The organism is Paenibacillus sp. RC73 (assembly GCF_044908085.1).
Classification (GTDB): domain Bacteria; phylum Bacillota; class Bacilli; order Paenibacillales; family Paenibacillaceae; genus Paenibacillus; species Paenibacillus terrae_A.
This window is the reverse complement of sequence record NZ_JBIYCV010000003.1, coordinates 109,070-131,901: the sequence shown is the minus strand read 5'-3', so window position 1 is coordinate 131,901 and position 22,832 is coordinate 109,070. Positions and strand designations below refer to the sequence as shown.

The 22,832-nt window shown below is 49.0% G+C and carries 20 protein-coding genes and 1 riboswitch; of the genes, 2 read left to right on the top strand and 18 right to left on the bottom strand.

Annotated features, from left to right (window positions below):
* Positions 1-253: 253 nt before the first annotated feature.
* Positions 254-1,366 carry a response regulator gene (locus ABH897_RS07505; RefSeq protein WP_283653861.1) on the bottom strand — a complete coding sequence of 371 codons (1,113 nt, stop codon included), beginning with the start codon at positions 1,364-1,366 and terminating at the stop codon, positions 254-256.
* Complete coding sequence (locus ABH897_RS07500; RefSeq protein ID WP_404520648.1) at positions 1,359-4,502, bottom strand: ATP-binding protein; 3,144 nt, start codon at positions 4,500-4,502, stop codon at positions 1,359-1,361. The genes ABH897_RS07505 and ABH897_RS07500 overlap by 8 nt, the downstream gene beginning before the upstream one ends.
* 77 nt (positions 4,503-4,579) lie before the next feature.
* Here ABH897_RS07500 and ABH897_RS07495 point away from each other — a divergent pair, with 77 nt between their 5' ends.
* On the top strand, positions 4,580-4,891 hold the full coding sequence (locus ABH897_RS07495) for a hypothetical protein (RefSeq protein WP_283653862.1): 312 nt from the start codon (positions 4,580-4,582) through the stop codon (positions 4,889-4,891).
* A gap of 191 nt (positions 4,892-5,082) precedes the next feature.
* Positions 5,083-5,481, top strand: coding sequence for a hypothetical protein (locus ABH897_RS07490; protein WP_404591499.1), 399 nt, complete (start codon positions 5,083-5,085; stop codon positions 5,479-5,481).
* A gap of 124 nt (positions 5,482-5,605) precedes the next feature.
* Here the strand turns inward: ABH897_RS07490 and ABH897_RS07485 are convergent, their stop codons facing one another.
* The 16 genes from ABH897_RS07485 to ABH897_RS07410 all read right to left on the bottom strand — a co-directional run bounded on the left by ABH897_RS07485 (position 5,606) and on the right by ABH897_RS07410 (position 22,753).
* The gene (locus ABH897_RS07485; protein WP_481857682.1) at positions 5,606-6,442 is read right to left on the bottom strand and encodes an Rpn family recombination-promoting nuclease/putative transposase; all 837 of its coding nucleotides are present in this window, start codon (positions 6,440-6,442) and stop codon (positions 5,606-5,608) included.
* Between the two features lie 432 nt (positions 6,443-6,874).
* Positions 6,875-7,642, bottom strand: coding sequence for an amino acid ABC transporter ATP-binding protein (locus ABH897_RS07480; RefSeq protein WP_283653865.1), 768 nt, complete (start codon positions 7,640-7,642; stop codon positions 6,875-6,877).
* A 4-nt stretch (positions 7,643-7,646) separates the two neighbouring features.
* The gene (locus ABH897_RS07475; RefSeq protein WP_149094332.1) at positions 7,647-8,363 is read right to left on the bottom strand and encodes an amino acid ABC transporter permease; all 717 of its coding nucleotides are present in this window, start codon (positions 8,361-8,363) and stop codon (positions 7,647-7,649) included.
* Positions 8,364-8,393: 30 nt separating this feature from the next.
* Entirely contained in the window at positions 8,394-9,203 is an 810-nt protein-coding gene (locus ABH897_RS07470; protein ID WP_283653867.1) for a transporter substrate-binding domain-containing protein, read from the bottom strand.
* A gap of 140 nt (positions 9,204-9,343) precedes the next feature.
* A complete protein-coding gene (nikE, locus tag ABH897_RS07465) occupies positions 9,344-10,153 on the bottom strand; it encodes a nickel import ATP-binding protein NikE (RefSeq protein ID WP_283653868.1) in 810 nt (269 codons plus the stop codon).
* Positions 10,154-10,190: 37 nt separating this feature from the next.
* Positions 10,191-11,021 carry a nickel import ATP-binding protein NikD gene (gene nikD, locus ABH897_RS07460; protein WP_283653869.1) on the bottom strand — a complete coding sequence of 277 codons (831 nt, stop codon included), beginning with the start codon at positions 11,019-11,021 and terminating at the stop codon, positions 10,191-10,193.
* Between the two features lie 19 nt (positions 11,022-11,040).
* Complete coding sequence (gene nikC / locus ABH897_RS07455; RefSeq protein ID WP_283656350.1) at positions 11,041-11,871, bottom strand: nickel ABC transporter permease subunit NikC; 831 nt, start codon at positions 11,869-11,871, stop codon at positions 11,041-11,043.
* Positions 11,871-12,815, bottom strand: a complete 945-nt coding sequence (gene nikB / locus ABH897_RS07450; protein ID WP_283653870.1) for a nickel ABC transporter permease subunit NikB — start codon at positions 12,813-12,815, stop codon at positions 11,871-11,873. Before nikB (ABH897_RS07450) ends, nikC (ABH897_RS07455) begins: the two co-directional genes overlap by 1 nt.
* 46 nt (positions 12,816-12,861) lie before the next feature.
* The gene (gene nikA, locus ABH897_RS07445; RefSeq protein WP_283653871.1) at positions 12,862-14,487 is read right to left on the bottom strand and encodes a nickel ABC transporter substrate-binding protein; all 1,626 of its coding nucleotides are present in this window, start codon (positions 14,485-14,487) and stop codon (positions 12,862-12,864) included.
* A gap of 141 nt (positions 14,488-14,628) precedes the next feature.
* Positions 14,629-15,408 (bottom strand): ABC transporter ATP-binding protein, encoded by a 780-nt coding sequence (locus tag ABH897_RS07440; protein ID WP_283653872.1) that lies wholly within the window; start codon positions 15,406-15,408, stop codon positions 14,629-14,631.
* On the bottom strand, positions 15,405-16,367 hold the full coding sequence (locus ABH897_RS07435; protein ID WP_404520545.1) for an ATP-binding cassette domain-containing protein: 963 nt from the start codon (positions 16,365-16,367) through the stop codon (positions 15,405-15,407). Before ABH897_RS07435 ends, ABH897_RS07440 begins: the two co-directional genes overlap by 4 nt.
* On the bottom strand, positions 16,364-17,179 hold the full coding sequence (gene nikC, locus ABH897_RS07430) for a nickel transporter permease (protein WP_283653874.1): 816 nt from the start codon (positions 17,177-17,179) through the stop codon (positions 16,364-16,366). Before nikC (ABH897_RS07430) ends, ABH897_RS07435 begins: the two co-directional genes overlap by 4 nt.
* 15 nt (positions 17,180-17,194) lie before the next feature.
* Positions 17,195-18,124 carry a nickel ABC transporter permease gene (gene nikB / locus ABH897_RS07425; protein WP_404520547.1) on the bottom strand — a complete coding sequence of 310 codons (930 nt, stop codon included), beginning with the start codon at positions 18,122-18,124 and terminating at the stop codon, positions 17,195-17,197.
* A 15-nt stretch (positions 18,125-18,139) separates the two neighbouring features.
* Positions 18,140-19,723, bottom strand: coding sequence for an ABC transporter substrate-binding protein (locus ABH897_RS07420; protein ID WP_404520549.1), 1,584 nt, complete (start codon positions 19,721-19,723; stop codon positions 18,140-18,142).
* A 207-nt stretch (positions 19,724-19,930) separates the two neighbouring features.
* Positions 19,931-20,128: riboswitch (cobalamin riboswitch) on the bottom strand.
* A gap of 706 nt (positions 20,129-20,834) precedes the next feature.
* Positions 20,835-22,142 (bottom strand): nucleobase:cation symporter-2 family protein, encoded by a 1,308-nt coding sequence (locus ABH897_RS07415; RefSeq protein WP_404520551.1) that lies wholly within the window; start codon positions 22,140-22,142, stop codon positions 20,835-20,837.
* The gene (locus ABH897_RS07410) at positions 22,136-22,753 is read right to left on the bottom strand and encodes a xanthine phosphoribosyltransferase (RefSeq protein WP_404520553.1); all 618 of its coding nucleotides are present in this window, start codon (positions 22,751-22,753) and stop codon (positions 22,136-22,138) included. Before ABH897_RS07410 ends, ABH897_RS07415 begins: the two co-directional genes overlap by 7 nt.
* Between the last annotated feature and the right edge of the window lie 79 nt (positions 22,754-22,832).

Here is a 22,832-nt window from a genome sequence, read left to right as displayed (position 1 = left end):
CTGCTCGTCCTGATTATATATCGTGATTGAAACGCTCGATTTGCCAGAACTCCCAACAGTATCGCTTGATTCACTCGCCCCATATTGCCTCCCCCCATTGCAACATTCTATCAAACTGTTCTCACAAAATTCTCACAAAACCACGAATAATGTCGAAAAAAAAGAGACTATTCCCTAATAGACTCTTCAACTGGGAATAATCACTTTCTTATTAATCCAGTATTCAGTTTTCGGTAAAAACGGTCGGACAAGATTACTCCAAATACGACGCCTTCTGGCTTCTCAGCTCCTGCGGCGGCTCCAGCCCCAGTTCCTTGCGATAAGAAGCCTCGAACTGCGCGTAATGCCTGACGATTTTCTCCTTGTCCCCACTGCTTGCATAGATGCTCAACAAAGTCTGATTCATCTCCTCATGCAGGGGATACATGGTCAAATACGAATCAATCTTCTGCTCCGCCTTTTTCCAATCCTCCCTGGCGAGATCCTGCTGGATCAAGCTGCGTACAAGCGATGTGTACTGTTTGCAGAATACTTCCTCCAGCGGAGATTTCCAGAAGTAATCTTTTCTATCCAGTAGCGGACCTTTGTAGAGCGAGCATACATGTTCCGCTTGCGCCGCATCCTGAAATCCTCCCACAAGAGAAAAGTCATACCGCTCATATTCCAGCACATCGTACGTTCGATCCGATGGTTCCAGCATGTATCCTTCGTTCGTTTTCTGAATCTCCATGCCGATCTCTTGCTCTTTCAACAGTTTCTTTAAACGATACATCGTGTTGTGCAAATTATGCGACGCGCGGTCCTCGCTCATATCCGGCCACAGCAATTCCGCCAATCGCCACTTGTTGAGATTCTGACCCGGATGGCAGAGGAAATAAGCGAATAACTCCTCCGTCTTGCGTGTCGGAAAGCGGATTAGCGATCCTTCCCGACTTCGGACCTCGAATCCTCCAAAGCACCGAATCGAGGCAAGCCCCACCTGCTGTTCAGCATTGCCGACAGGTCGATGCAGCTTGACCAGCCGGTTTGCGACCCGCTCGATCGCCGCGGGTGTCACAGGCTTCAAAATATAGTCGAAGGCATAAACCTTGAATGCATCCAGCGCATAATGCTTGTAAGCCGTCGTGAAGATGATTTTCGTCTGCTCCGACGCTTCGTTGATATTTTCCGCGAGTTCCAGCCCGTTCATCTTTGGCATTTCCACATCGAGGAAAGCGACATCCGGCCGAAGCTCAGACAGGCTGGCCAGCGCCTCAAGCGAGCTTGTAAAAGCACCTATGATCGTAAAGTACGGGTTTTGCCCGATGACATATTTCATTAAATTCAAAATCGGTATTTCGTCCTCCACAATGACCGCATTAAACAACCTCGCTCCTCCTCCGTTTACCCGAACCGATCTTTTCGTTATTCCTTACAGGCAAATACATCGTTATTTTAGTTCCTCTTCCCCTATCGGAGCTGATGTTTAGCGTTGCCCCTGGGAGAGAGTCCAGACGCTTGCGGATATTATGGATGCCGATGCCGCAATCCTGCAGGTCTCCTTTGGACATACGGTCCAACAGATCATCCGGTATGCCGACGCCGTCGTCTTCGACTACCACCCGGATATAACCGTCTCCCTCGTTGATCGCAAGCGTCACCTTGCCGTGTCCTTCCTTCTCGAACAAACCGTGCCGAATCGCATTCTCGACAAAAGGCTGGATGCATAAAGAAGGAATTTCCAAATGCTCTATACGGTTATCGTAGTGAAAGTCGTAGTCGAACCTCTCTCCGAAACGGGCTTTCTCAATCTCAACATACGCCTGGATTAACTCCATTTCCCGGTAGAGAGGGACGAACAGCGTGGAAGAATCCATGTCCAGGATGTAGCGCAAGTACTGACTGAGCATCGATAACAAGTACGCAGCTTTTTCCCCGTCCGTATAGCAAAATGAAATAACGCTGCTCAAGGCGTTGTAGAGAAAATGCGGTTTGATCTGCGCTTGATGAAACGCCAGCTCATTGCGAATCGCTTCTTGGAGCGATGTTTTCACAGCGATCAGGGTCTGGATTCTGGCAATGAGCGTTTCCGCCTCAAACGGCTTGGTCAAATAATCGTTCGCCCCGGCCCTGAAGCCGAGCGCGATGTCTTGCGGCGTATCCTTAACCGTTGCGAACAAAATGGGCAGATCGAGAATGGAGTAGCTGCTTCGCAGTCTCTGACACAGCTCAATGCCCGAGATCCCCGGCATCATCACATCGAGAATGACAAGATCGACTTGCGGGTACTCTTCTATTTTCTCCAATGCTTCTTTTGCTGAGAAAGCGGTGACGACATTGTAGCGATGCCGTTTCAAAATATTCAACAAGGTGTGGATATTGGAGGCTTCATCGTCAACAATCATTACGGTATGCTCGTGTCCATCCCAAATATTCAGCTCCTGATCCTTATCGGTATATCGCTGCTGCTCTTGCAACGCATATGCCGTTTCACGATTAGCCGGTACTTGGACTGCGCTTGGCAATGTAAACGTCATGCGTGTGCCTTGACCGACCTCCGACCAATCCACCCAAATTTCTCCACCCATGCGTTCGACCAACTTGCGGCTAATATACAAACCAACGCCCATTCCTGTATATCCATCCTTAGGCAGCGGCCCGTCAAGCTGCTCAAAATATTCGAAAATTACAGCATGTTTATCCTTAGGAATCCCTGTTCCAGTATCCTCGACAGAAATCGTAACAATTCCCTTGGCAACGCTCGACACCACCTTGATCGACCCTTTGTCTGTATGCTTAACGGCATTGCTGACCAGATTGTACATGATTTGACGCAGCCGATTCTCGTCCGCTTGCACCCAGACATCGGGATCGACTTGATTATCCAGTTGCACAGCTTTGCCCAAAAGCTCAAATTGCAGTACATCGAATACAATCTGTGTTACCATTCTGGCATCCACAGCGGTCGGATGCAGACTCAGTTCCCCGTGCCTCAAACGGGTAACATCGACTAAATCGTGAATGAGCATGGACAGCTTGATAGATGTATCCTTGATCAGCGAAAGATTCCGTTTTTGCTTCGGCGACAGATTTTTTTCCTCATCATCCAGTAAATAAGACGTCATATTCAGGATGCCATGCAGTGGAGTCTTGAGCTCGTGGGATGTGTTCATCAAAAACTCGTCCTTGAGCTGGTTGGAAACCGTCAATTGATAGGAAAGTAGCTCCGTCTTCTCATAAGCATTCGAGAATCGAACCACGAGCAGGATATTCATGATGATGATGAAACAAACTACTCCGAGTTTTCCCACCAGATCGGTCGAAACCATATTCTCCGAATAGAGGCTTCCGTCCACCAAAAAGATCATCATCGAAACGCTTCCGCCAATAAAAAGCATTAATTCCTTCCGATCGGATGAGCCGCCTTGGCTTTGAATGTACAGATACGCCATTCTGCCAATAATGTATAGGAAAACGATGATTAAGTAAAAAAAGAAAACGTATTTTCCCTGGATATGCACACGATAAGGCAACACGACAACCGCCGTAATATATAGGCCTAACGGAGTCAGTATCAGCTTCATCATCCGAGACGACATGAGGCGGGCTTCAACTGAACTGAAAAACAGGATGAGCACCACAGCGCCGACAAATTCGCTTAAATCCAGCAGCTTGTAAACAATATCAAAAGGGAGGCCAGGCAGTACCCTCTGTAAAATCTTTTCGCCAAAAAGTGCTTTTTCCAATAAAAGCAGCAGCAAATACAGCCCGCTGAGCCAATATGTTTTCTCTCTTCGCCCTAGCAGACAGAAGCTGAGATGATACACGCCAAACATGCCAAGAATCAAAATAATTCCGATATCGGTGCCGATCTGTATACTGTTTAGCTTCGTCACATCTTCAGCCAATCCGAATGGGATCGAGCCAGCAATACCACCGGTGACAAATACGTAGTTAGACACTTGAATTACAATGTCGATTTCTTTGGCATCCGTGTGAAAAAACGCGCTGTAGGGCGTATTTCCAGGCTGATGCTCCTTGATATCGACTGCTGGGCGCCCACTTTCGCCTTCTAACTTGCCGTTAATGAACAATCGATGGGAAAGGCGAATACTCCTTATTTTTAAACCTAAAACTTCATCCGTATCTTTAATAAGCACTTTCAACCGGTACGTACCATACCCTGTTCGGTTCATACCGCCATTCGCTGATTTTCCTTTCCACGTGCCAGGTACGGATAAATACGAGACCTCTGTACGCGTCCCTTCGCGAAAATCGGCAGGCTCCAGTAATTCACCTTCATAAAATTCCCACTCTCCATCCAGGTTGACCCATCCCTGCTTGTGGAAATCCCAATTCGACAAATCCAACACTCCCCGCTTCACAGGCGGCATGTCCTGATCCGGTATCGTTTGGGAATAAATAGCGACGAACAACACAATGGAGAGCGAAAAGATCAAGCCAATTCCGATGGCCTCACGAAATTGCCCCCTTTTGATACATAGCTCCCCCTCGGAATTCATTTCAACACTTTTCATTCTATACATTACGTACTTCACAAAAAATCACAAGACTGATTTAAGTGAAATTGGAAATAAGCGTGGGTGAGTACACAATTTATTTTACAGACTCTATGTGTACAAGCACGGATGGCTCAGTCATCTTTGAGGCTCAGCATGTAAAAGAAAAAGCAACCATCACAGAGGAAAGTCTGCGACAACTGCTTTCTGGCATTCAGGACCACATCTCCAGCCGAAACCTTTCTGAGATCAAGAAGTTCATCGACAGCTATGTAGAAAAGCTGATTGTCTACCAAGAGCATGTAGAAGTCATCTTTAAGCTACAAGTTGTGGATTTGTACGATAGAGGCGAGGGGGAGTGGATACCCCTGTCCGAAGATAACGACACATAAGCTTCTACGGATGTAATGACAGTTTTGATGTCACCCTACATAATATATCGCTAAAAATGTCGATATCACAGAGGAACTACCAGGTCCTTAAAAGATGTTTTGAAACAGTTGACAAAGCAACTACTGAATCATGGTCATATTGGAATGCAGGAGGATCTATAGTCTCTAACATCAATGGTAAGTACACAAAGATGAGCAGAGTTATTATGGGCATTGCAGAACAACCAAGTCAATTTGTTCTTGTCGCTAATCGTGATCCACTAGATTTACGAAAAGAGAATCTAGCTGTAGGAACAAAAGAAGTTATTAGTAAGGAGTCTTTTAAAGCACGACTTCAAGAGCTTGCTGCCCTACTCCCCGCACTCCCTAGAAAAGATGCAATAAAAATGCTATCTAATGACAAAAAAGATCAGGAGGCTTCAGCTGCTAATCTAAACCCTCCTGATACGGTGTACATTGAGAAAAATATTCTCACTGGGCATATTTCATTTACTGTTAAAGAAAAGAAGCGAGTACTTCTAAGTCTTAACGAACAAGATGCAACAGCCCTAATTGATATTTTTAAAGACCTCAATGTGAATATAGGCTAAACCATCTTAAACATAGCTGTCAATCAAAAGAGAATTAAAAAGAAGTGCCTCGGTTTCGAGTCTCTTCTTTTTAATTCCTTGACATTACATTCAGTATGTCTTTAAATTCGATATAGAAATACCCTTAACTATTCTTGCTCAAGCCTTTGATTTCCTGTTCCGTTAATCCAGTGGCCTTCACAATGGTCGTTATATCCAGATTCATTTCGAGCATATTCTTGGCCACTTTCTTAACACCTTCCATTTCTGCACTTTCCAGCATAGATGCCTCATCATGCAGATACTTCTGTCTGGCCTCATACAATCGTCTGGCATCCGAATTCTGACTCAAATATTGCAGGGTGTCCATCGCCTTCTCCAAACCTGGCTCATTCATCTTCAGCACCTCCCAATATGAAGTATCGGCACTTTTTAGAAACAACAGCCAATTGATCAATCCGCCTTCAGACGGAACGCTATGCTCATCCAGCTTAGGCAATTCCAAGAAATGAACCTCAATGTCATCAATCAAGGATATCCCTGTCCGGTCTTCCCGCAAATGAAATATGTTATGATATTGCTCATTCTTCAAGAACGAATAGTTTAAAATGTTGATCGTCACGCATTTCTTCAGTTCTCGGTACTTATCGCCCTCGCTGAGTTGACTCGCATATCGTTTGGACCAATAAAACAGCGTTCGTTTCTCAATATCATACTTATTAAAAAGCTGCATTTCTATATCAATTAGTTTACCTTCAGAGGTCTTGGCGTAAACATCAAAGATGGACTGTTTGTCGAGCGGATCATCTTTATCCGTATAGGGATTCATCAGGATGATCTCAGTCAGCGGCGGCTCGCCAGCTTCGGTGAAAATACGGTTAAGAAACGCCAGTAGCACATCCTTATTGTTCTCGCTGCCAAATATCCGTTTGAATACAAAATCTACACGTGGGTCAAGTAAATCCATCGTTATCAGCTCCATTCGTTATTATTATATCATTTTTCAAGGGTTTTGAGCCTTACAAAGGTGAGTAAAACCGCTCAGCTTGAATCAGCTTGCCGTGTTGGAACATATTAGGCATAAGTGAGCAGTTTAGTAAAAGAAAACTAAAAAGCTTTGGAGGTTTTAGAGAAGTAGTTTTAACGAATCGAAGTACGGATGAGGAGATATGGAAGGCGGCTATATTTAACACTGGTTACGTGACGGCCAAACTTGCCCCCCATCTTCGCATAGCATCAGTGAAACTCACTGTATTCATTAACCGCAAGCCCCAGAAATCGTGTTATAGCAAGCTTTCTAGCCGCCATGTATATAGCCCAAAACAGCCACTGAAATGAAAAAAGACACCATTTAAGGTGTCTTCACTGGTACTGCATATGGAGGTGAACCTTGTTGTACCCCGTTCCACGTATTTTACGAAGATATCGGTTGCTCCTGTGGCGCTCTCTGTACCAACGCTTTGCCCAGGAATTGTCGTGTCCGTTCTTCCTTCGGATTGGTGAAAAACTGCTCCACCAGGCCCTGCTCCACGATCACACCATGCTCCATCAGCACGACCCGATCCGCGACATCCCTCGCAAAGCCAAGCTCATGCGTGACGATAATCATCGTATTGCCTTCACTCGCTACCTTTTGAATCACCGACAGCACCTCATCCACCAGCTCAGGGTCGAGTGAGGACGTCGGTTCGTCGAACAGCAACACCTGCGGATTCAGCGCCAAGGCGCGGGCAATTGCCACACGCTGCTGCTGTCCACCCGAAAGCTGGGCAGGGTAGTAGGTCATGCGATCCTTCAACCCGACCTTTTCCAGAATGCCTTCACTGATCTCCCTCGCCTGCTTGCGGTCCAGCTTTTTGACACTGGTCAGGCCGATCATGACATTGTGGAGGGCATTCAGGTTTTTGAACAGTTGATATTGCTGAAATACCATCGCCGTTGCCGTGCGCAGTCCGAGAATGTCCTTTTTCCCCGCCTTGGCTGCATCCACCTTCACACCGTCGATCTCAATGACACCGCTGGTCGGCTGCTCCAAGAAATTAATGCTGCGCAGCAATGTGGACTTGCCCGATCCGCTTGGCCCCAGAATAACCACGACTTCTCCCTTGCCTACGGTCAGGTCTATTCCCTTCAACACATGATGCTGTCCAAAATGCTTATGAATTTGATGAAGTTGAATCATGCTCTTACTCACTTCTTTCGTAAATTCGAATACGCTTCTCCAGCACAACAAGCCCGCGCTCAATAATGATGCACACCAGCCAGTAGATCAGAGACACCGCAACGTATACTTCAAAAAAGGCCAGCGCCCGCGCGCCCATAATTTTGGCCTGTCCCATCATATCAACGACACCAATCATAAAGATAAAAGACGTATCCTTTACCGTACTAATCAGCGTGTTCCCCAAATTGGGCAAAGCCACCGTTAGCGCCTGTGGCAGCACAATTTTAAGCATAATCTGTGTTTGGCTCATCCCGATGGAATTGGCAGCCTCAAATTGCCCACGATCCACCGAATTAATCGCCGCTCGGAACGTCTCCGACAGATAACCCCCGAGATTCAACGAAAATGACAACAGTGCGAAAATCTCGGGTGGAATCACGTAGATATTTAATTGCTGCAAGAAACCGTATTCGCTCTGAAAATAATATAAAAACTTGGGTATTCCATAATATACGAGAAATAACTGCACGATGAGCGGCGTTCCCCGAATGTACGAGACATACAACGTAGACAATTGCGCCAATACAGGCACCTTGTATATCCGAATTAAGGCCGTCCCCAACCCGATGATCGAACCCAGCAGCATGGACAAAAATGCAATCCATAGCGTAACGGGGAGATACTCCACGATCCGGGGAAGGCTTTTCAGCATATAATCAAGGTCAAACAGCTTTTCCATAGGAACCTCACTTTACCCATTACATTGTTGTTACTGCGGGATATATTCCCCGCCTGTCCATTGTTCAGACAGCTTTTTCAGCGTTCCGTCCGTTTTAAGCTCTTTAATAATCGGGTCGATTTTAGCTTTCAGCTCTTCGCTCTGCTTATCCTTTTTGAACACCAGATTGATATCATCCGTTTGCACAGGATCACCTATCGCTTCGACCTGCAAACCTTCCTTCTTGATCGTAGCAGCCGTCATGACTGGATCATTCACATAAGCGTCCACCCGGCCATTTTGCACGTCTTGAAGGTTATCGGACGAAGTGCCTGTATCATTGTATTTCAAAATAATTTTATTCCCATTCTTCGCATTATATTGTTCCAGCAATTGTGTGTAGGAATCGCCTACTGATGCAGCTACCTTCTTGCCTTCCAAATCCTTGAGAGAGTGTATATCCGTTCTGCCTTTTTTCACAACAATGACGGATTGTGCCTGAAAGTAGGATTCATCCGAGAACAAATATTTTTGCTCACGCTCAGGATTTTTGGCGACTTCATCTGCTACGACCTGAATCTTGTTCGATTCCAGCGCCAGGAAAATTCCGTCCCAGCCGGAAGGTACAAACTCAAACTTGTAGCCGTCCAGCTTCTTGTCGATCTCCTTGACCACTTCTACATCGTATCCGGTCAGCTCATTTTTATCATTCGTAAAAGCGAACGGCGGGTAGTCATTTTGTGTGCCCACATAAATAACCTTATCCCCCGATGCTGCTTCCTTCGAGGAACACCCACTCAAGGCTCCCGTCAATAGCACGAGAGATAGGCCAATCGCTGCAACAAAAGCAGATTTCTTCATATGTGATACCCCTTCTTAATCCAAGTAATTTACTATGATTTTATATTATAACGAGTTATTCAAATAATACAACAGGTAAATTTGATTTCGATTACTTATCCATATGTTGCACAAAAAAAAGGACCCTTGCGGGTCAACTCTCATTCATGGAGTGAAAGACGGTCTGCTGGATGTTCCGGCAATATGGACGAGATCAACCGTTGCACAGCCGGATGAGCGGATTCAAAAATCTGGTCCTTCTCGTCACAGCGCTCGATCAATCTCCCCTTCTCCATCACAGCAAAGCCATCACAGACGGCGTAAGCCGCCCGAATATCATGTGTGATGAATAGATACGACAATCCAAACGAGGATTTCAGCTCTCCCAGCAGGGATAAAATGTGCATCTGGTGAACCATATCCAGGCTACTGACGGACTCATCCAGCACAATTAGCTTTGGTTTGAGTGCAATCGCCCGGGCGATGTTGATTCGCTGCAATTGTCCGCCGCTGAATTGATGCGGAAGTTTATTCCTATCCTCCGGCTTGAGACCAACTCGTTCCAGCAGGTGCTCAACCGTTCTCTTTTGCTCCTGCACCGATAACCGCTCGTAATTGTCCAGAGGCTCCCCGATAATCTGTCCGGCGGTCATCCGGGGATTTACAGCCGAATAACAGTCCTGAAATACGACCTGCATATCCCGTCGCAGCCCCCTGCGGGCTTGTGTGCTTCCATTATAAATGTCCTGACCCTGAAACAGTACCCGGCCCTCCTGTGGCTTCTCCAGCCCCAGAATGACCTTGCCCAGCGTGCTTTTACCCGCTCCGCTGGTTCCAAGCAATCCCAGGCAAAATCCGCTCTCTATGGTAAGCGAAACGTCCGCCAGCACAGGGGGGCGTGGTTCGGAGCGGCCCGACCATTTGCGCCTTCCATAGCTATGAGTTACTTCCTTCACTTGTAGCACGCGCATTCGCTCCCCTTTTGAAAGTATAACCGTCCACAGGCGACTACTCGCCTACCTGATTCACGCCCCGTAGGGACAACTTGGGCCTGGCATGCAGCAGCATTTTCGTATAATCATGCTGTGGCTGATCGAACAACTGATGAACCTCCGCCTGCTCAACGATACGTCCCCGCTGCATAACAGCCACTTCATCCGCCATTTGGGATATGACGCCCAGATCATGCGAGATCAGCAAAATGGAAGTGTCGTATTCCGTACGCAAGCGATTCAGCTCTCTTAGCACCTGTAGCTGATTAACGACATCGAGCGCCGTCGTTGGTTCATCTGCAATAACTACCGCTGGCCGCAGGCACATAGAAATGGCAATCATGACCCGTTGCAGCATCCCCCCGCTCAACTGAAACGAATAACGTTTCATCAGCTTGGTCGGGTCGGGCAGGTTCATGTTTTCCAAAGCTGATATGGCAAGGTCGCGGGCCTGTCGTGTGGTCAACCCGGTGTGCGTGCGGATCGTTTCCATAAACTGAGACCCAATCGTATACACCGGCGTAAAGGCGCTCATTGGATTTTGCATAATAAACGCGATGTCTTTGCCCCGAATACGCCGTATCTCCTCTGAAGCCATTCCATTCAGCTCGCGCCCGTTCAGACGGACACTGCCTTCCACGTCCATCGTCTGGCGATCCAGCAACTGGAGCAGCGCGTTACAGGTTACCGTTTTGCCGCTGCCACTCTCGCCGACAAGACCAAGAACCTGTCCCTTTTTCAGCTCAAAATGGATCGGCTCCAGCAGAGACACCGCCCCTGCATCGGTTTTGAGCTTCACCTGCAAGCCGCTGACCTCCAGCACCTTCGACTTCGCCCCGTCATCCATTGTTGTTCTCACTCCTGTTTTACTGACGTTTGGCAATTCCGTATCGGTCGGACAGCGCCTCCCCCAATATATTGAAGGCCATTACCACCACCAGAATCATGACGCCCGGATAGATCATTAATTCCGGATGACTGCGGATGTATCCCGTTCCTTCATGGATCATCGCTCCCCATTCGGGGGTCGGCGGCTGGATGCCCAGACCGAGGAAAGACAACGCCGAAATATCCATGATCGCCCAGCCCATTTCCAGCGTACCCATGACCACAATCGGCCGCAGTACATTCGGAATGATATGCCGCCGGATAATGGCTCCTGAGGAGGACCCGCTAATCCTTGCGGCAGCTATGAAATTCCGCTCTTTCAGACTGACGACCATATTGCGGCACATTCTGGCATAATACACCCACTGCACCATCATCAAGGCGAGCAGTACCTGCATGAGACCCGGCCCAAAAATACCGACAATACCCAGCACCAGCACCAGATTCGGAAACGCCATAATGCCTTCGCAAAACCGCATCAGTACACTATCGACCCAGCCGCCCAAATAACCTGCAACCGATCCGATCACGACACCGATACTAAGCGAGGACAAGAAAATTAATGTCGCAAAACCGAGCGAAATCCGCGCTCCATACAGCAGCCGGGACAGATTGTCCCGACCCAAATGATCGGTTCCCAGCCAATATTCTTTCGAAGGGCCTTCCAGCTTATGCAGTAAATTGACTTTAACCGGATCATGGGGAGCCAGCCACGGGGCCAGCGCCATAATCATAAAAAGAATCAAAAGCACTACAGAGCAGACCACGATCACCTTTTGACCCTTGAGCATTGTACGCAACCTTATCATCACTGCTCTGTTCGTCCCTTCGATGAAATTCGGGGATCCATATACAAATGCACCAGATCAACGAGCAAATTGCATACGATGAACAGGCATGCCGCCAAAAACACATAGCATTGTATGACGGGAATATCCCGGTTAAAAATCGCTTCCACAAAATAACGGCCAAACCCGGGCCATGAAAACACCTGCTCGACAATAATCGTTCCGGTCAGCAGCTTGCCCAGATTCATGCCCATACCCGTAATCAGCGGGGCAATGGCAATTTTGAGCACATGCTTGAGCATGATCACCCGTTCACGAATCCCTCTGGTTCTGGCATACTGCACATACGTTTCCTGAAGCTGCTCCAATACACTGGAGCGCAGCAGGCGCGTATATAGAGCAATCAGAACCAGCGACAGAGTCAACGTAGGCAACACCAGATGCTGCCATGTCCCCCGCCCCTCTACAGGCAGCCAATCCAGCCTCACGGAGAAAAAGAAGATCAGCAGATATCCCAGCCAGAATTGAGGAATAGACGCTCCAAAATAAGAAATTCCCCGACTAAGCATGTCGATCCAGCCATTTTTACGCATCGCCGCCAGTACGCCCAGCGGGATACTCACCACGATAGATAGCACCATACTGCTCAGCGCCAGCTCGACGGTGGCAGGCAGCCGAACCTTCACCTCATCCCACACCGGCTTGTTCGTCAGATATGAAGTACCAAAGTCCAGCCGACTGATTCTTTGCAGCGTCTGTATATACTGCGTCAGCAAAGGCTGATCCAGCCCAAACTCATGTCTTTTCTGCTCCAAAATTTCCGGAGTTGGATAGATATGAGCTGCCGTCAAATAGGCTTCGGCCGGATCAACTGGTGAAATATGAATGAGTGCAAAGGTAACGAGGGTGGCAAAGAGAACAATAGGAATGACCGCTACCATTCGCTTCCCGATATAGCTGATCATGAGTTGTCCTCCTATCCTGTAAACTATCGTTACCCTTCGGTTTCAACTACTTCCCGATTTCAATTCCCTCAAACGGATTTTCATCCCGATTGGCCGGGAATACAAAATTCGTAATCTTTTTCTGATATACTGCGGTTTTCTTAATATATGAAATAGGCACAATGGCAGATTGCTCCTGAAGAGTCTTCAGAATCGAAGCATACAGCTCCTGACGCTTGGTTTCGTCTGTCGATGAGAGGGCTTCGTGTACTTGCTGATCCAGATCCTTCTTCATCGGAAGAGCGCTCAGTACCTCGGAAATCCCAAAGCTCTTCTTGGCAATGACATTAATAAAGGAATGCGGATCATAAGGCGCACCATAGTTGTACCAGAAGTACAGATCAAACTGATTGGATCTAAGGCGTTTGATTTGAACCGTCAGCTCCAGTCCGGTCAGGTTCACCTTGACACCCAGTTCTCCCCATTCCGCCTGAATGGTTTCGGCCATCGCCTTTTGGATCGGATCGGTCTTATCAAAAATCAGCTCAAAATCCAGCTGTTGTCCGTCCTTCTCCCGTACCGTGCCGCCTGCGGGCAGCTTCCAGCCAGCCTCATCCAGCAACGCTTTGGATTTTTCCACATCATAGTCAACGGGCTGTAAGTCCACATTTGTATACGGATAGTTTTTGGATAAAACAGTATCCGCTTTTTCCTCCAGCCCCGAGGTCACGCCTTCCACCATCGCCTGCTTGTTAAAGCCATGCTGGAGCGCCAGACGTACCCGAAGGTCTGCCAGCTTGGGATTGGATGAGTTGAGCAACAGGCTTCTTGTACCGACAGGCTCGGACAGCTTGGTCACATAATTATTCGTGTCGCGAAGCTGCTTGAAAGCATCCAGACTGATGACGCCCTCTCCGTAAATCAGGTCCAGATCGCCTTTCTCAAAAGCCATTACACGTGTTTCGCCATCGGGAATGATCTTTACGATAATTTTATCCACCTTCGGTGCGGTTCCCCAATAATTCGGGTTACGCTTGAAGGTCGCATATTCGTCTTGTTTGTATTCATCCAGCATCCAAGGTCCGGTACCTACCGGTTTCTTGATGCCTTTGGACGTATCTCCATCATCCGGGAACCCGGCTTCACCCAGAAAACGGAACGGACGAACGACGGACAAGTCCTGAAGCACCGGATAGTACGGCTCTTTGAGCGTCATGCGGAAGGTGCTGTCATCTACAGCTTCAGTTTTGTCGAGAACGCTTACTATACCAAGCCAGCTGTGCGTTTTCTCATTTTTCATGATAGCGTCAAAGTTTTTTTTGACAATAGCCGCATTAAATAGCGTTCCATCTGAAAATTTCACGCCTTTGCGCAGCTTGAACGTATATGTTTTGCCGTCCTTTGAAATGGTCCAGGCTTCAGCCAAAGCAGGCTCCAGCTTGCCACCTTGCTTGTAGCTGACTAACGGCTCATAAATCATGGATTGTGCAAAAAGTTGGGAAGGATTGTATACGTGAGGATTCATCGTACCAATGTCACGCGGCCACGATAGTGTGATCGACTTTTCATTGGCAGCTCCGTCAGTTGAGGTAGATGCAGGTGTATTCTCCTGCTTCGCGCAACCCAAAATAACGGATAATAAGAGGATTGCCACCAGCATAATGGTGGCAGTCTTGCGGTGTCGAACGGACATCAATGTATTTCCCCTTTTCTATATATGTGATAATGATTATCATAATCATATTTAGAATAGGTATCACATCCTATTTTGTCAACATATTCGACAAAGAAAGCTCATATTTATTTTAAATTTGTAGAATATCAGAGGTATGGCTCATTCCGTCAACGTTTGAAACAGAGTACGCGTGTATTCATGCTGTAACAGGTCTTTATCCCACTCCTGAAATATCTCCACAATCTCCCCCTGATACATGACGGCAATCCGATCACAAAACGGACGGGTGGATTGAAGATCATGGGTGATAAAAAGATAGGATAGCTGGCGCTCCTCCTGTGCTTTCTTGAGCATGTCCAGTACGGAAGCCTGCGTTTCCGTATCGAGATTGGCGACGGACTCGTCGAACAAGATGATTTCCGGCTCCACCGCCAGCGCACGGGCGATGCATACCCGCTGCTTTTGTCCGCCGCTTAGCTGCGATGGGTATTTCTCCAGACATTCCGCGTCCAGCCCCACCGATTCCAGTAAAGACAGGCAGATCTCCAGCGCTTGCGCTTTTCGTTCGGGAAAATAGTTACGGATCGGCTCCTCCAAAATATCTCGTATGATCATGCGAGGATGGAGCGAGGAAGACGAATCCTGTGCGACCAGCTGGATTCGTTTGTACAGATGGATATCCTTCATCCTTCCAGTGTGAATGGGCTGATGATCCAGCCAAAGCTCCCCCGAGGTCAACGATTCCAGCCTTAGGATACATTGTACCAGCGTACTTTTGCCGCTTCCGCTTTCGCCAACCAGTCCAAGGCATTCTCCCCGTTGCAGCTCCAGACTCACCTGCTTCACGGCGGCCTGCCCGCTTTCTTGCTTGTTGAACCAGCCTTTTCTCCGTCTGCGGACAGGATAGGCTTTGGTCACTTGCTTTAGTTCCAGTATCATTCGCGCATCCTTCCTTCCGGGCCCATCTCCAGTACACGATCCGCCACACGACTCACACCCTGACGATCATGAGAAATCAGCAAAATGGTGAGATCCAAGTCCTCTCTCAACTGTTGGAATAACGCCAGAACCTTGTCCCGGTTGATAACATCCAGCGCCGTGGTAGGCTCATCGGCAATAAAAAGGCGCGGACCGGAGCTTAGCATCGCAGCCAGCAGTACCCTTTGACACATCCCTCCGCTTAATTCAAAAGGGTACGAGGACAAAATATGCTCAGGGTCTGCAAACCCGACCTTGCTCAATAAAGAGCACAGATAATCCTCCTGCGCTTGAGTAGCGCAGCCTCCAGCCAGCTGTGCAATCCGTCTCAGCATCTGCCACATCCGGGGCAGCACGCCCTGTGGGGGGGCTTGATGCTGTACAGGGCGGGGTAGGTTGCCCAGCCCCCTCTGGTCGGGCGGCATCCAGCGCCGCCCGTGCAGTCTAAGCGTGTCCGTCAGCTGTGCGCGGACGGTACGGATCGGATTCAACCCGCTCAGCGATTGTTGAATGAGCAGGGCAATGTCCTCGCGGCGCAGCCTTTGCCAGCGCCGTTCATCGAACGGGACGATGTCCTCCCCGTTGTAGTACATATGCCCCTGCGTAACGCCGATCCCCGGCTCCAGCATGCCCGAGATTGCGTGCGCGGTCAGACTCTTGCCACATCCGCTCGGCCCGGTTAGAGCCACAATTTCCCCCGGATACACGGAAAAGCTGACATCCCGGAGCAGCGGTTGGTTGACGCTGTTCCGTATTGTTTTCCCATTCGCACCCGGCTTCCCACCTGCGTACGCACCTGCTGCTGCGCCAATACGTGTACCCGCTCCTGTGCCTATGGGGCATATCTCCAGATGTTCCACGTGCAACATTGGCTTGCGCCCTACCATATTTCCTTTCATCTGTCCTGTCCCATCCTTCATTCTGCCGCCCCCTTTTCGGAGAATCGGTCTCCCAGAAGCTGGCACGCAAGCACAAACAGCATAATCGCCAAGCCCGGAAAAATCATGACATGCGGCGCCACCTGAAAATACGACGTCGCATCATGCAGCATCACGCCCCATTCCGGCTTAGGCGGCTGTACGCCCAGCCCCAGAAAGGAAAGTCCGGCAACCATAAGCACCACTCGCCCGATGTCCCAAACCGCATACACAAGCAGCTGTGGCAGCACTTGTGGCAATACATAACGTCTCAGTACGCGCACATGTGAATTACCGGATAAACGGGCGTATCGGACATAGTCCTCCTGACAGGCTTTTTGAACAAGGGTGCGAATATACCGAACATACCCGGCCCACCGTACCGCAATAATGGCTAAGGTCATGTTTACAAAGCCCGGACCCAAGATACCCACAATCGCCACCGTCAAAATAATATCGGGAAAAGCAAGCACTCCGTCAATCACCCGCATGACTAGCTGATCCACACGCCCGCGCACATAGCCAATGAGCAAGCCTATCGGCAAACTGATGCAGAGCGTGGCTGCTGTAATCGCACAGGCAATCAGTACGCTTGTCCGAATGCCGTAAATCAGCCGTGACAGTACATCCCGACCCAGATGATCCGTACCAAATGGATATTTCCGACTAGGTGGTGCCAAACGGTTCAGAAGGTCCACATCAAGAGGATCGTGAGGAGCAACCCATGGAGCCAGTACCCCGAGCAGCACGATCAGGCCCAGCAGCACTCCTCCTGTCAGTAAGCTCCCTTTGAAGGACAGCCGCATGTTTTTCATTTTCAACTTCCTCCCCTAACGCAAACGCAACCTTGGATCTACAGCCGCCTGGACCACATCTACCAAACACTGAACACCTACGATTAAAAATGCAGCAAAAATAACATACCCCTGAATCACTGGATAATCCCGCTGCGTAATCGCATCTATAAAATACTTGCCTAAACCCGGCCATGAAAAAATCGTCTCTACGATGACATTGCCCGCCAGCATAAATGACAGATTCGTGCCTAACAGCGTGATGATCGGCAAAATCGCATGCTTGAATATCTCAAAAAACAGAATATGCGTGCGGGAAAAGCCTCTGGCCTTCGCCGCCTTCACAAAATTCCGGTCACCCAGCTCCAGCATTTGGGCACGCAGCACACGGGCTTGCACAGCCCCCAAACCTGCCCCAAGGGTCAGCGCTGGCAGTACCAAATGAGTCCAATCTTCCCGACCCATGGACGGGAGCCAGCCCAAACGGACGGAGAACAGGTAAATCAGCAGAAAGCCAAGCCAAAAAGAGGGGATGGACGATCCGAGCAGTGCAAACAGCCTTCCCAGACGATCCAGCCAACCGCTGGATTTTACCGAGGCAGCCAGCCCCATCCCAAGAGTCAGCAACGTCATGACGGCAAAGCCCGCCGAGGCCAGCTCCACGGTAGCAGGCAGTCTGTTCCACAGCTCGGTTAGCACCGACTCCTTGGATACATAGGAGGTGCCCCAGTGCCCTGTGAACACATCCCGCAGCCAGTTTACATACTGAATATGAAGCGACTCGCTCAAGCCCAGCTCCTTCCGCAGCGCCGTCAACGCCTCCTCAGAGGCAGGCACATTATGCGCGGTGAGCAGAATGGTAGCAGGGTCGCCGGGAGCCAGCCTCATCAGCACAAACGTCAGCGTGGATACAACGAACACAATGATGACAAGCTGCGCCACACGTTCCAGAATAAAACGAATCATAGGGTACGCAGCCCGTTATTCCGCAATATCGGATTGCGCCGTAATGTAGTAATACTCAATCGGATGCGGTGTAAAGCCCTCAACCCCTTTTTTCACCCCAAATACATTATCAGGGTGAACAATAAACGACTGCGGCAAATCGGTATTAATGATATCCAGCGCTTGCAATGTCACGGCATTACGCTGTGCTGTATCCTTCGCCAGCTTCAAGCTGCCAAGAAGGTTCTCCAGCGGTTTGGAACCATAACGGCTTACATTGGCCTCGCTTTTAGAGGAATAAAACATGTCCATAAAATATTGCGGCTCCCCCGTATGGGCAGTCAGCATACTGTACATGGCAAAATCCCAATCGTTTTTGGTTAGCGCCTCGTCGATATTTTCCACCTTGCGGATCTTCACCTGGATGCCCTCTTTCAGCAGTTGGCTCTGAATCACCTCAGCCATGACCGAAAGCTCTGGACGCTGAGGGAAGGTCAGCAACGTAACCTCGAACGGCTTGCCTTGCTTGGTCCATGTACCTTGGGCATCCTTTTGCCAACCATCCTTCGTCAACAACTGCTCCGCCGTTCCGTCCAGCGCTTTACGTTCCACCTTGCCGAAGAAGAGAATGCTCGGGAATGGGCTGCTTGCCTCCGTACCATAGCCTCTCATGATCGCACTCACAATGGATGCACGTGGTATCAGGCTGTCCACTACTTTGCGGTTCGCGGCATCCTTGAACACAGGCGACTCCATGTTATACACGATCATATGAGTGCGCAAAGAGGGAGCCGACAGCACTTGCAGCTTATCGTTCTTTTTTAATACCTCCGCGTTATCCACCGGAATATCAGTCGCTACATCTACTTCGCCAGATTGCAGCGCCAACAGGCGTGAATTGCCGTCCGTAATGAACTTCATCGTTGCTTCAGCCAGCCGTGCCTTCTCGCCCCAATATTCGTCATAACGCTCTACGACCAATGACTGATCCTTGTTGAACGCTTTAATTTTAAAAGCACCTGTCATCGCAGGGTAGCTCTGCTCATCCTTCATAGACGCTACATCCAGCACAATCGTCGATGGATCAGCCAGATTGGACACCAGCGCTGAATTGGGCTGGTTTGTCGTGATTTTCAACGACAGCGGCCCAGTTACATCAATCGACTTTACGTCTAGCAAATCCTTTGCCAAATGGCTTTTCTCGATGGAGCGCAGCAGGGAAGCCTTCACACTTTCCGCGTCCATACTCTTTCCGTCATGAAAAGTGACCTTATCCTGCAAGCTGAACGTCCAAACTGTGGGACTGTCCTGCTTCCATTCCTTGGCCAGCCAAGCCACTGGTTCCAGCTTTTCATTCAAACGGACAAGTGTCTCACCTGCGCCGGACCGCATGACATCCCAGCTATTGTCTCCGTGCGGGTCAACGCCCGACGGTTTCCACGTATACGCCATCACCAGTTTCTTATCTGCTGTAGCCTGTTGTGTGGATGTGTTCTCGCCCTTGCTGGGGCTATCCGCCGTCTTATTAGTTGTCGAGCATCCCGCAAGAGCCATAACTGCCAGCAGTAGCATCAACCCTGTACATATAAACCATGAACGCTTTTTACGATTGCTTATCATTCTATTGACTCCCCTCATCTTGTAATCTCATACATACCTAACGCGAAAAAAGCATCCCCGACCGCTTAATCAGCAGTCAGAAATGCTTTCATTATAAAATGCCTAAGCTCACCCTCTTCACCCTCTAAAAACAAGGGGGATCGGATCGGTTTCAGACATTCCCGTATGCAGCACGCCTAACCACCTCCCCAGCATCCCGTGGGTCTGACAGTGATGTTAAAACAGGCAGGTCTCCTGACTTCAGGCTTATCTCTCAGTCCTTCCCGGTTCTTCACAGTTCCAGTGGCTGTTCCGAAAGCTACAGCAATTCCCTGCTGATGCCTGTATACAGTGGCGGGTCCGTGTCGGAATCTACCGAACTTCCCTTTTAAGTGAACACGCACAACAGCCATCTACATGATTTCAGCGAAACCCTGTAGGTGGAAAGTCCGGTTCACACCTGTTTTCTTCCTTTATTCCTCTATATTACGAATTAGGACTATCTTATTTTGTTGTTACAGGCTTGTCAACAAATGTCGCATAATAATTTAAATTTTAATGATACAGCGAGAAACAAGGCTGTGGCTTTGCGTTGCGTGTACGCAATGGACGTGATAAAATTAGGTATAGAGATAACCACCGTGTCCGTATACTAAAAAGAGTCTTCGCCGCTACCAACGGCAAAGACTCTTAGGACTTGAAAGGCTGTGGATCACCACGGCGCGCTAAATGCTTAGCTAAACCCACCGTTAGGCGCCTAACCTAATTACGCGGTGGGTTTTCGCTTGTTCCGAAATTTCCGACGTAGCCAGCGATAAAGTTTACGAATACTAAACACCAGGCTTAGTAACGTAACCATCCAACGCAACACATCGTAGCACGACACAAGGTTGACCATCGGCTTCACCCCCTTTCGGGAAGCTGCGCCGTGGTCTGAAAACATCCACCACTATTCAAAATCCATAAGGTAGATTATACCATGACCTCGCCTACCACTCTAGCAAATTCTTCTAATAGAATCTCAAACCCCGATCTTCATACAGGAAGAGGGTTTTATCAATAACTCTATGCCAAAAAGCCGGAAAAAGAGGCTTACGTCCTCTCTCCGGCGGTCTTTATCTAATCCTAATTATCAAACCTTCTGCGGAACCTCCGCCACCGTCCCGCCTTCGACTGACTCGCCCTGTTTTTTCGTTAAAACGATATTCAAGACAATCGCCGTAATCGAGCCGGATACGATGCCGTTTTGCAGCAGCATTTTGGCAAAGCTCGGCAGTTGGTCAAACATTTGGGGCAGCACGGCAGAGCCGAGGCCCACCGCAATGCTACATGCCGCTATCAGCAGATTGCTTTCCTTCCGCAAGTCCACTTCTGACAAAATAGACATGCCCGACGCAGCAACCGAACCGAACATGACGATCATCGCCCCTCCCAGCACAGCATTAGGAATCACTGTCGTTAAGGCAGCCAGTTTGGGCAACAGACCAAGAACAACCATAATACCACCCGCAGCAAAAATAACGTTCCGCGACTTGACACGTGTTAATGAGATCAGACCTACATTTTGCGAGAATGCCGTGTAAGGAAACGCATTGAAAATACCCCCGAGCATAATCGCAAGTCCCTCAGAGCGCAGCCCATTGACGATTTGCTTCTGCTCTACCTTCTGGTCAATCGCCTTGCCCACTGCCAAATAAACGCCCGTAGACTCGACCATGCTGACAATATTAACGATAATCATTGTACATACTGCCATAATGCTAAACTCAGGCTTACCAAAATAAAACGGCTGTGCAACACTCACCCAAGACGCTTGCGCCACTGGAGCAAAATGTACCATCCCCATCGCATAAGCGACCACGGTACCCGCAAACAGGCCGATGAGCACAGAAATCGAGCGCAAAAAGCCCTTGGCCAACCGATTCACAAGTAAAATAACCAGTAAAGTAACTAACGCCAGCAGCAAATTACGCGGCTGTCCAAAATCCGCGCTGCCCTGGCCCCCTGCTACGTTATTCATCGCCACCGGAATGAGGGACAGGCCGATAATCGTAACCACCGAGCCCGTAACCACCGTCGGGAAAAAGCGTAGCAGCTTGCCATACAACGGTGCCGCGAGCACCACGAATATACCGGATAAAATAATGGCTCCGTACGCGGTCGCCAAATTCGAGGTCGACGCAATCGCGATAATCGGACCCACCGCCGTAAACGTACAGCCCAGAATGACAGGCAATCTACTGCCGAAAAACCGTGTGCCCATAATCTGCAACAACGTGGCAATCCCACAGGTGAACAGATCCGCAGCTACCAGATAGGCCATTTGGGCTGGCGTCAGGTGCAATGCTCCCCCTACAATCAGAGGTACGGCAATCGCTCCGGCATACATCGCCATCACATGCTGGAAGCCCAGCGCGAATAACTTTTGTTTGCTTAGCATCCCACATTCTCCTTAACGGAAGGAATCACCGCACCCGCTTCTTCTATAAAATGAACCTCGCCAGGTGCCATCGAAGCGATACGTGCAAGAGAACGTACGGCAATACCTCTTTGCTCCAGCAGTCCACGGCCTTCCTGAAAGCTCTTTTCAATCACGCAGCCGACCCCGGCCAGCTCCGCTCCTGCTTCCTTCACAATATCCGTAAGTCCGACCAATGCTGCGCCAGTCGCCAGAAAATCATCCACGATCAGCACATGGTCGCTGGTATCGAGATATTTTTGGGAAATACTCACCTGATAGGTTTCCTGCCGTGTAAACGAGTGGACCTCAGCGAAGTAAACCTGCTCGTTCAGCGTGATTGCCTTCTTTTTCTTCGCATAGATGAACGGAACACCCAATGCAATGGCTGTAGCCATGGCAAACTGAATGCCGCTTGCTTCAATCGTAAGCACCTTCGTAATGGGAGCACCGCCAAAAAGACGTACGAACTCCTTACCAATCTCCAGCGCCAATGCTGTATCTACCTGATGATTCAAAAATGAATCTACCTTTAATACCGTGTCGGATAAAATCTGTCCCTCTTGACGAATACGTTCTTCCAAAACTTTCATGATGCGGGTATCGCTCCTTCTTAAATAGAATAAATCTGCCAAAACCAAAAAAAGGACAGGCTCCCTTGAGTTGTTTCTC

Bases quoted from the DNA above. Each gene is read 5' to 3' on its own strand.
- ABH897_RS07500 (WP_404520648.1), bottom strand. From the start codon at position 4,502: ATGAATTCCGAGGGGGAGCTATGTATCAAAAGGGGGCAATTTCGTGAG.
- ABH897_RS07490 (WP_404591499.1), top strand. From the start codon at position 5,083: ATGAGCAGAGTTATTATGGGCATTGCAGAACAACCAAGTCAATTTGTT.
- ABH897_RS07485 (WP_481857682.1), bottom strand. From the start codon at position 6,442: ATGGAGCTGATAACGATGGATTTACTTGACCCACGTGTAGATTTTGTA.
- ABH897_RS07480 (WP_283653865.1), bottom strand. From the start codon at position 7,642: ATGATTCAACTTCATCAAATTCATAAGCATTTTGGACAGCATCATGTG.
- ABH897_RS07475 (WP_149094332.1), bottom strand. From the start codon at position 8,363: ATGGAAAAGCTGTTTGACCTTGATTATATGCTGAAAAGCCTTCCCCGG.
- ABH897_RS07470 (WP_283653867.1), bottom strand. From the start codon at position 9,203: ATGAAGAAATCTGCTTTTGTTGCAGCGATTGGCCTATCTCTCGTGCTA.
- nikE (WP_283653868.1), bottom strand. From the start codon at position 10,153: ATGCGCGTGCTACAAGTGAAGGAAGTAACTCATAGCTATGGAAGGCGC.
- nikD (WP_283653869.1), bottom strand. From the start codon at position 11,021: ATGGATGACGGGGCGAAGTCGAAGGTGCTGGAGGTCAGCGGCTTGCAG.
- nikC (WP_283656350.1), bottom strand. From the start codon at position 11,871: ATGATAAGGTTGCGTACAATGCTCAAGGGTCAAAAGGTGATCGTGGTC.
- nikB (WP_283653870.1), bottom strand. From the start codon at position 12,815: ATGATCAGCTATATCGGGAAGCGAATGGTAGCGGTCATTCCTATTGTT.
- nikA (WP_283653871.1), bottom strand. From the start codon at position 14,487: ATGTCCGTTCGACACCGCAAGACTGCCACCATTATGCTGGTGGCAATC.
- ABH897_RS07440 (WP_283653872.1), bottom strand. From the start codon at position 15,408: ATGATACTGGAACTAAAGCAAGTGACCAAAGCCTATCCTGTCCGCAGA.
- ABH897_RS07435 (WP_404520545.1), bottom strand. From the start codon at position 16,367: ATGAAGGATGGGACAGGACAGATGAAAGGAAATATGGTAGGGCGCAAG.
- nikC (WP_283653874.1), bottom strand. From the start codon at position 17,179: ATGAAAAACATGCGGCTGTCCTTCAAAGGGAGCTTACTGACAGGAGGA.
- nikB (WP_404520547.1), bottom strand. From the start codon at position 18,124: ATGATTCGTTTTATTCTGGAACGTGTGGCGCAGCTTGTCATCATTGTG.
- ABH897_RS07420 (WP_404520549.1), bottom strand. From the start codon at position 19,723: ATGATAAGCAATCGTAAAAAGCGTTCATGGTTTATATGTACAGGGTTG.
- ABH897_RS07415 (WP_404520551.1), bottom strand. From the start codon at position 22,142: ATGCTAAGCAAACAAAAGTTATTCGCGCTGGGCTTCCAGCATGTGATG.
- ABH897_RS07410 (WP_404520553.1), bottom strand. From the start codon at position 22,753: ATGAAAGTTTTGGAAGAACGTATTCGTCAAGAGGGACAGATTTTATCC.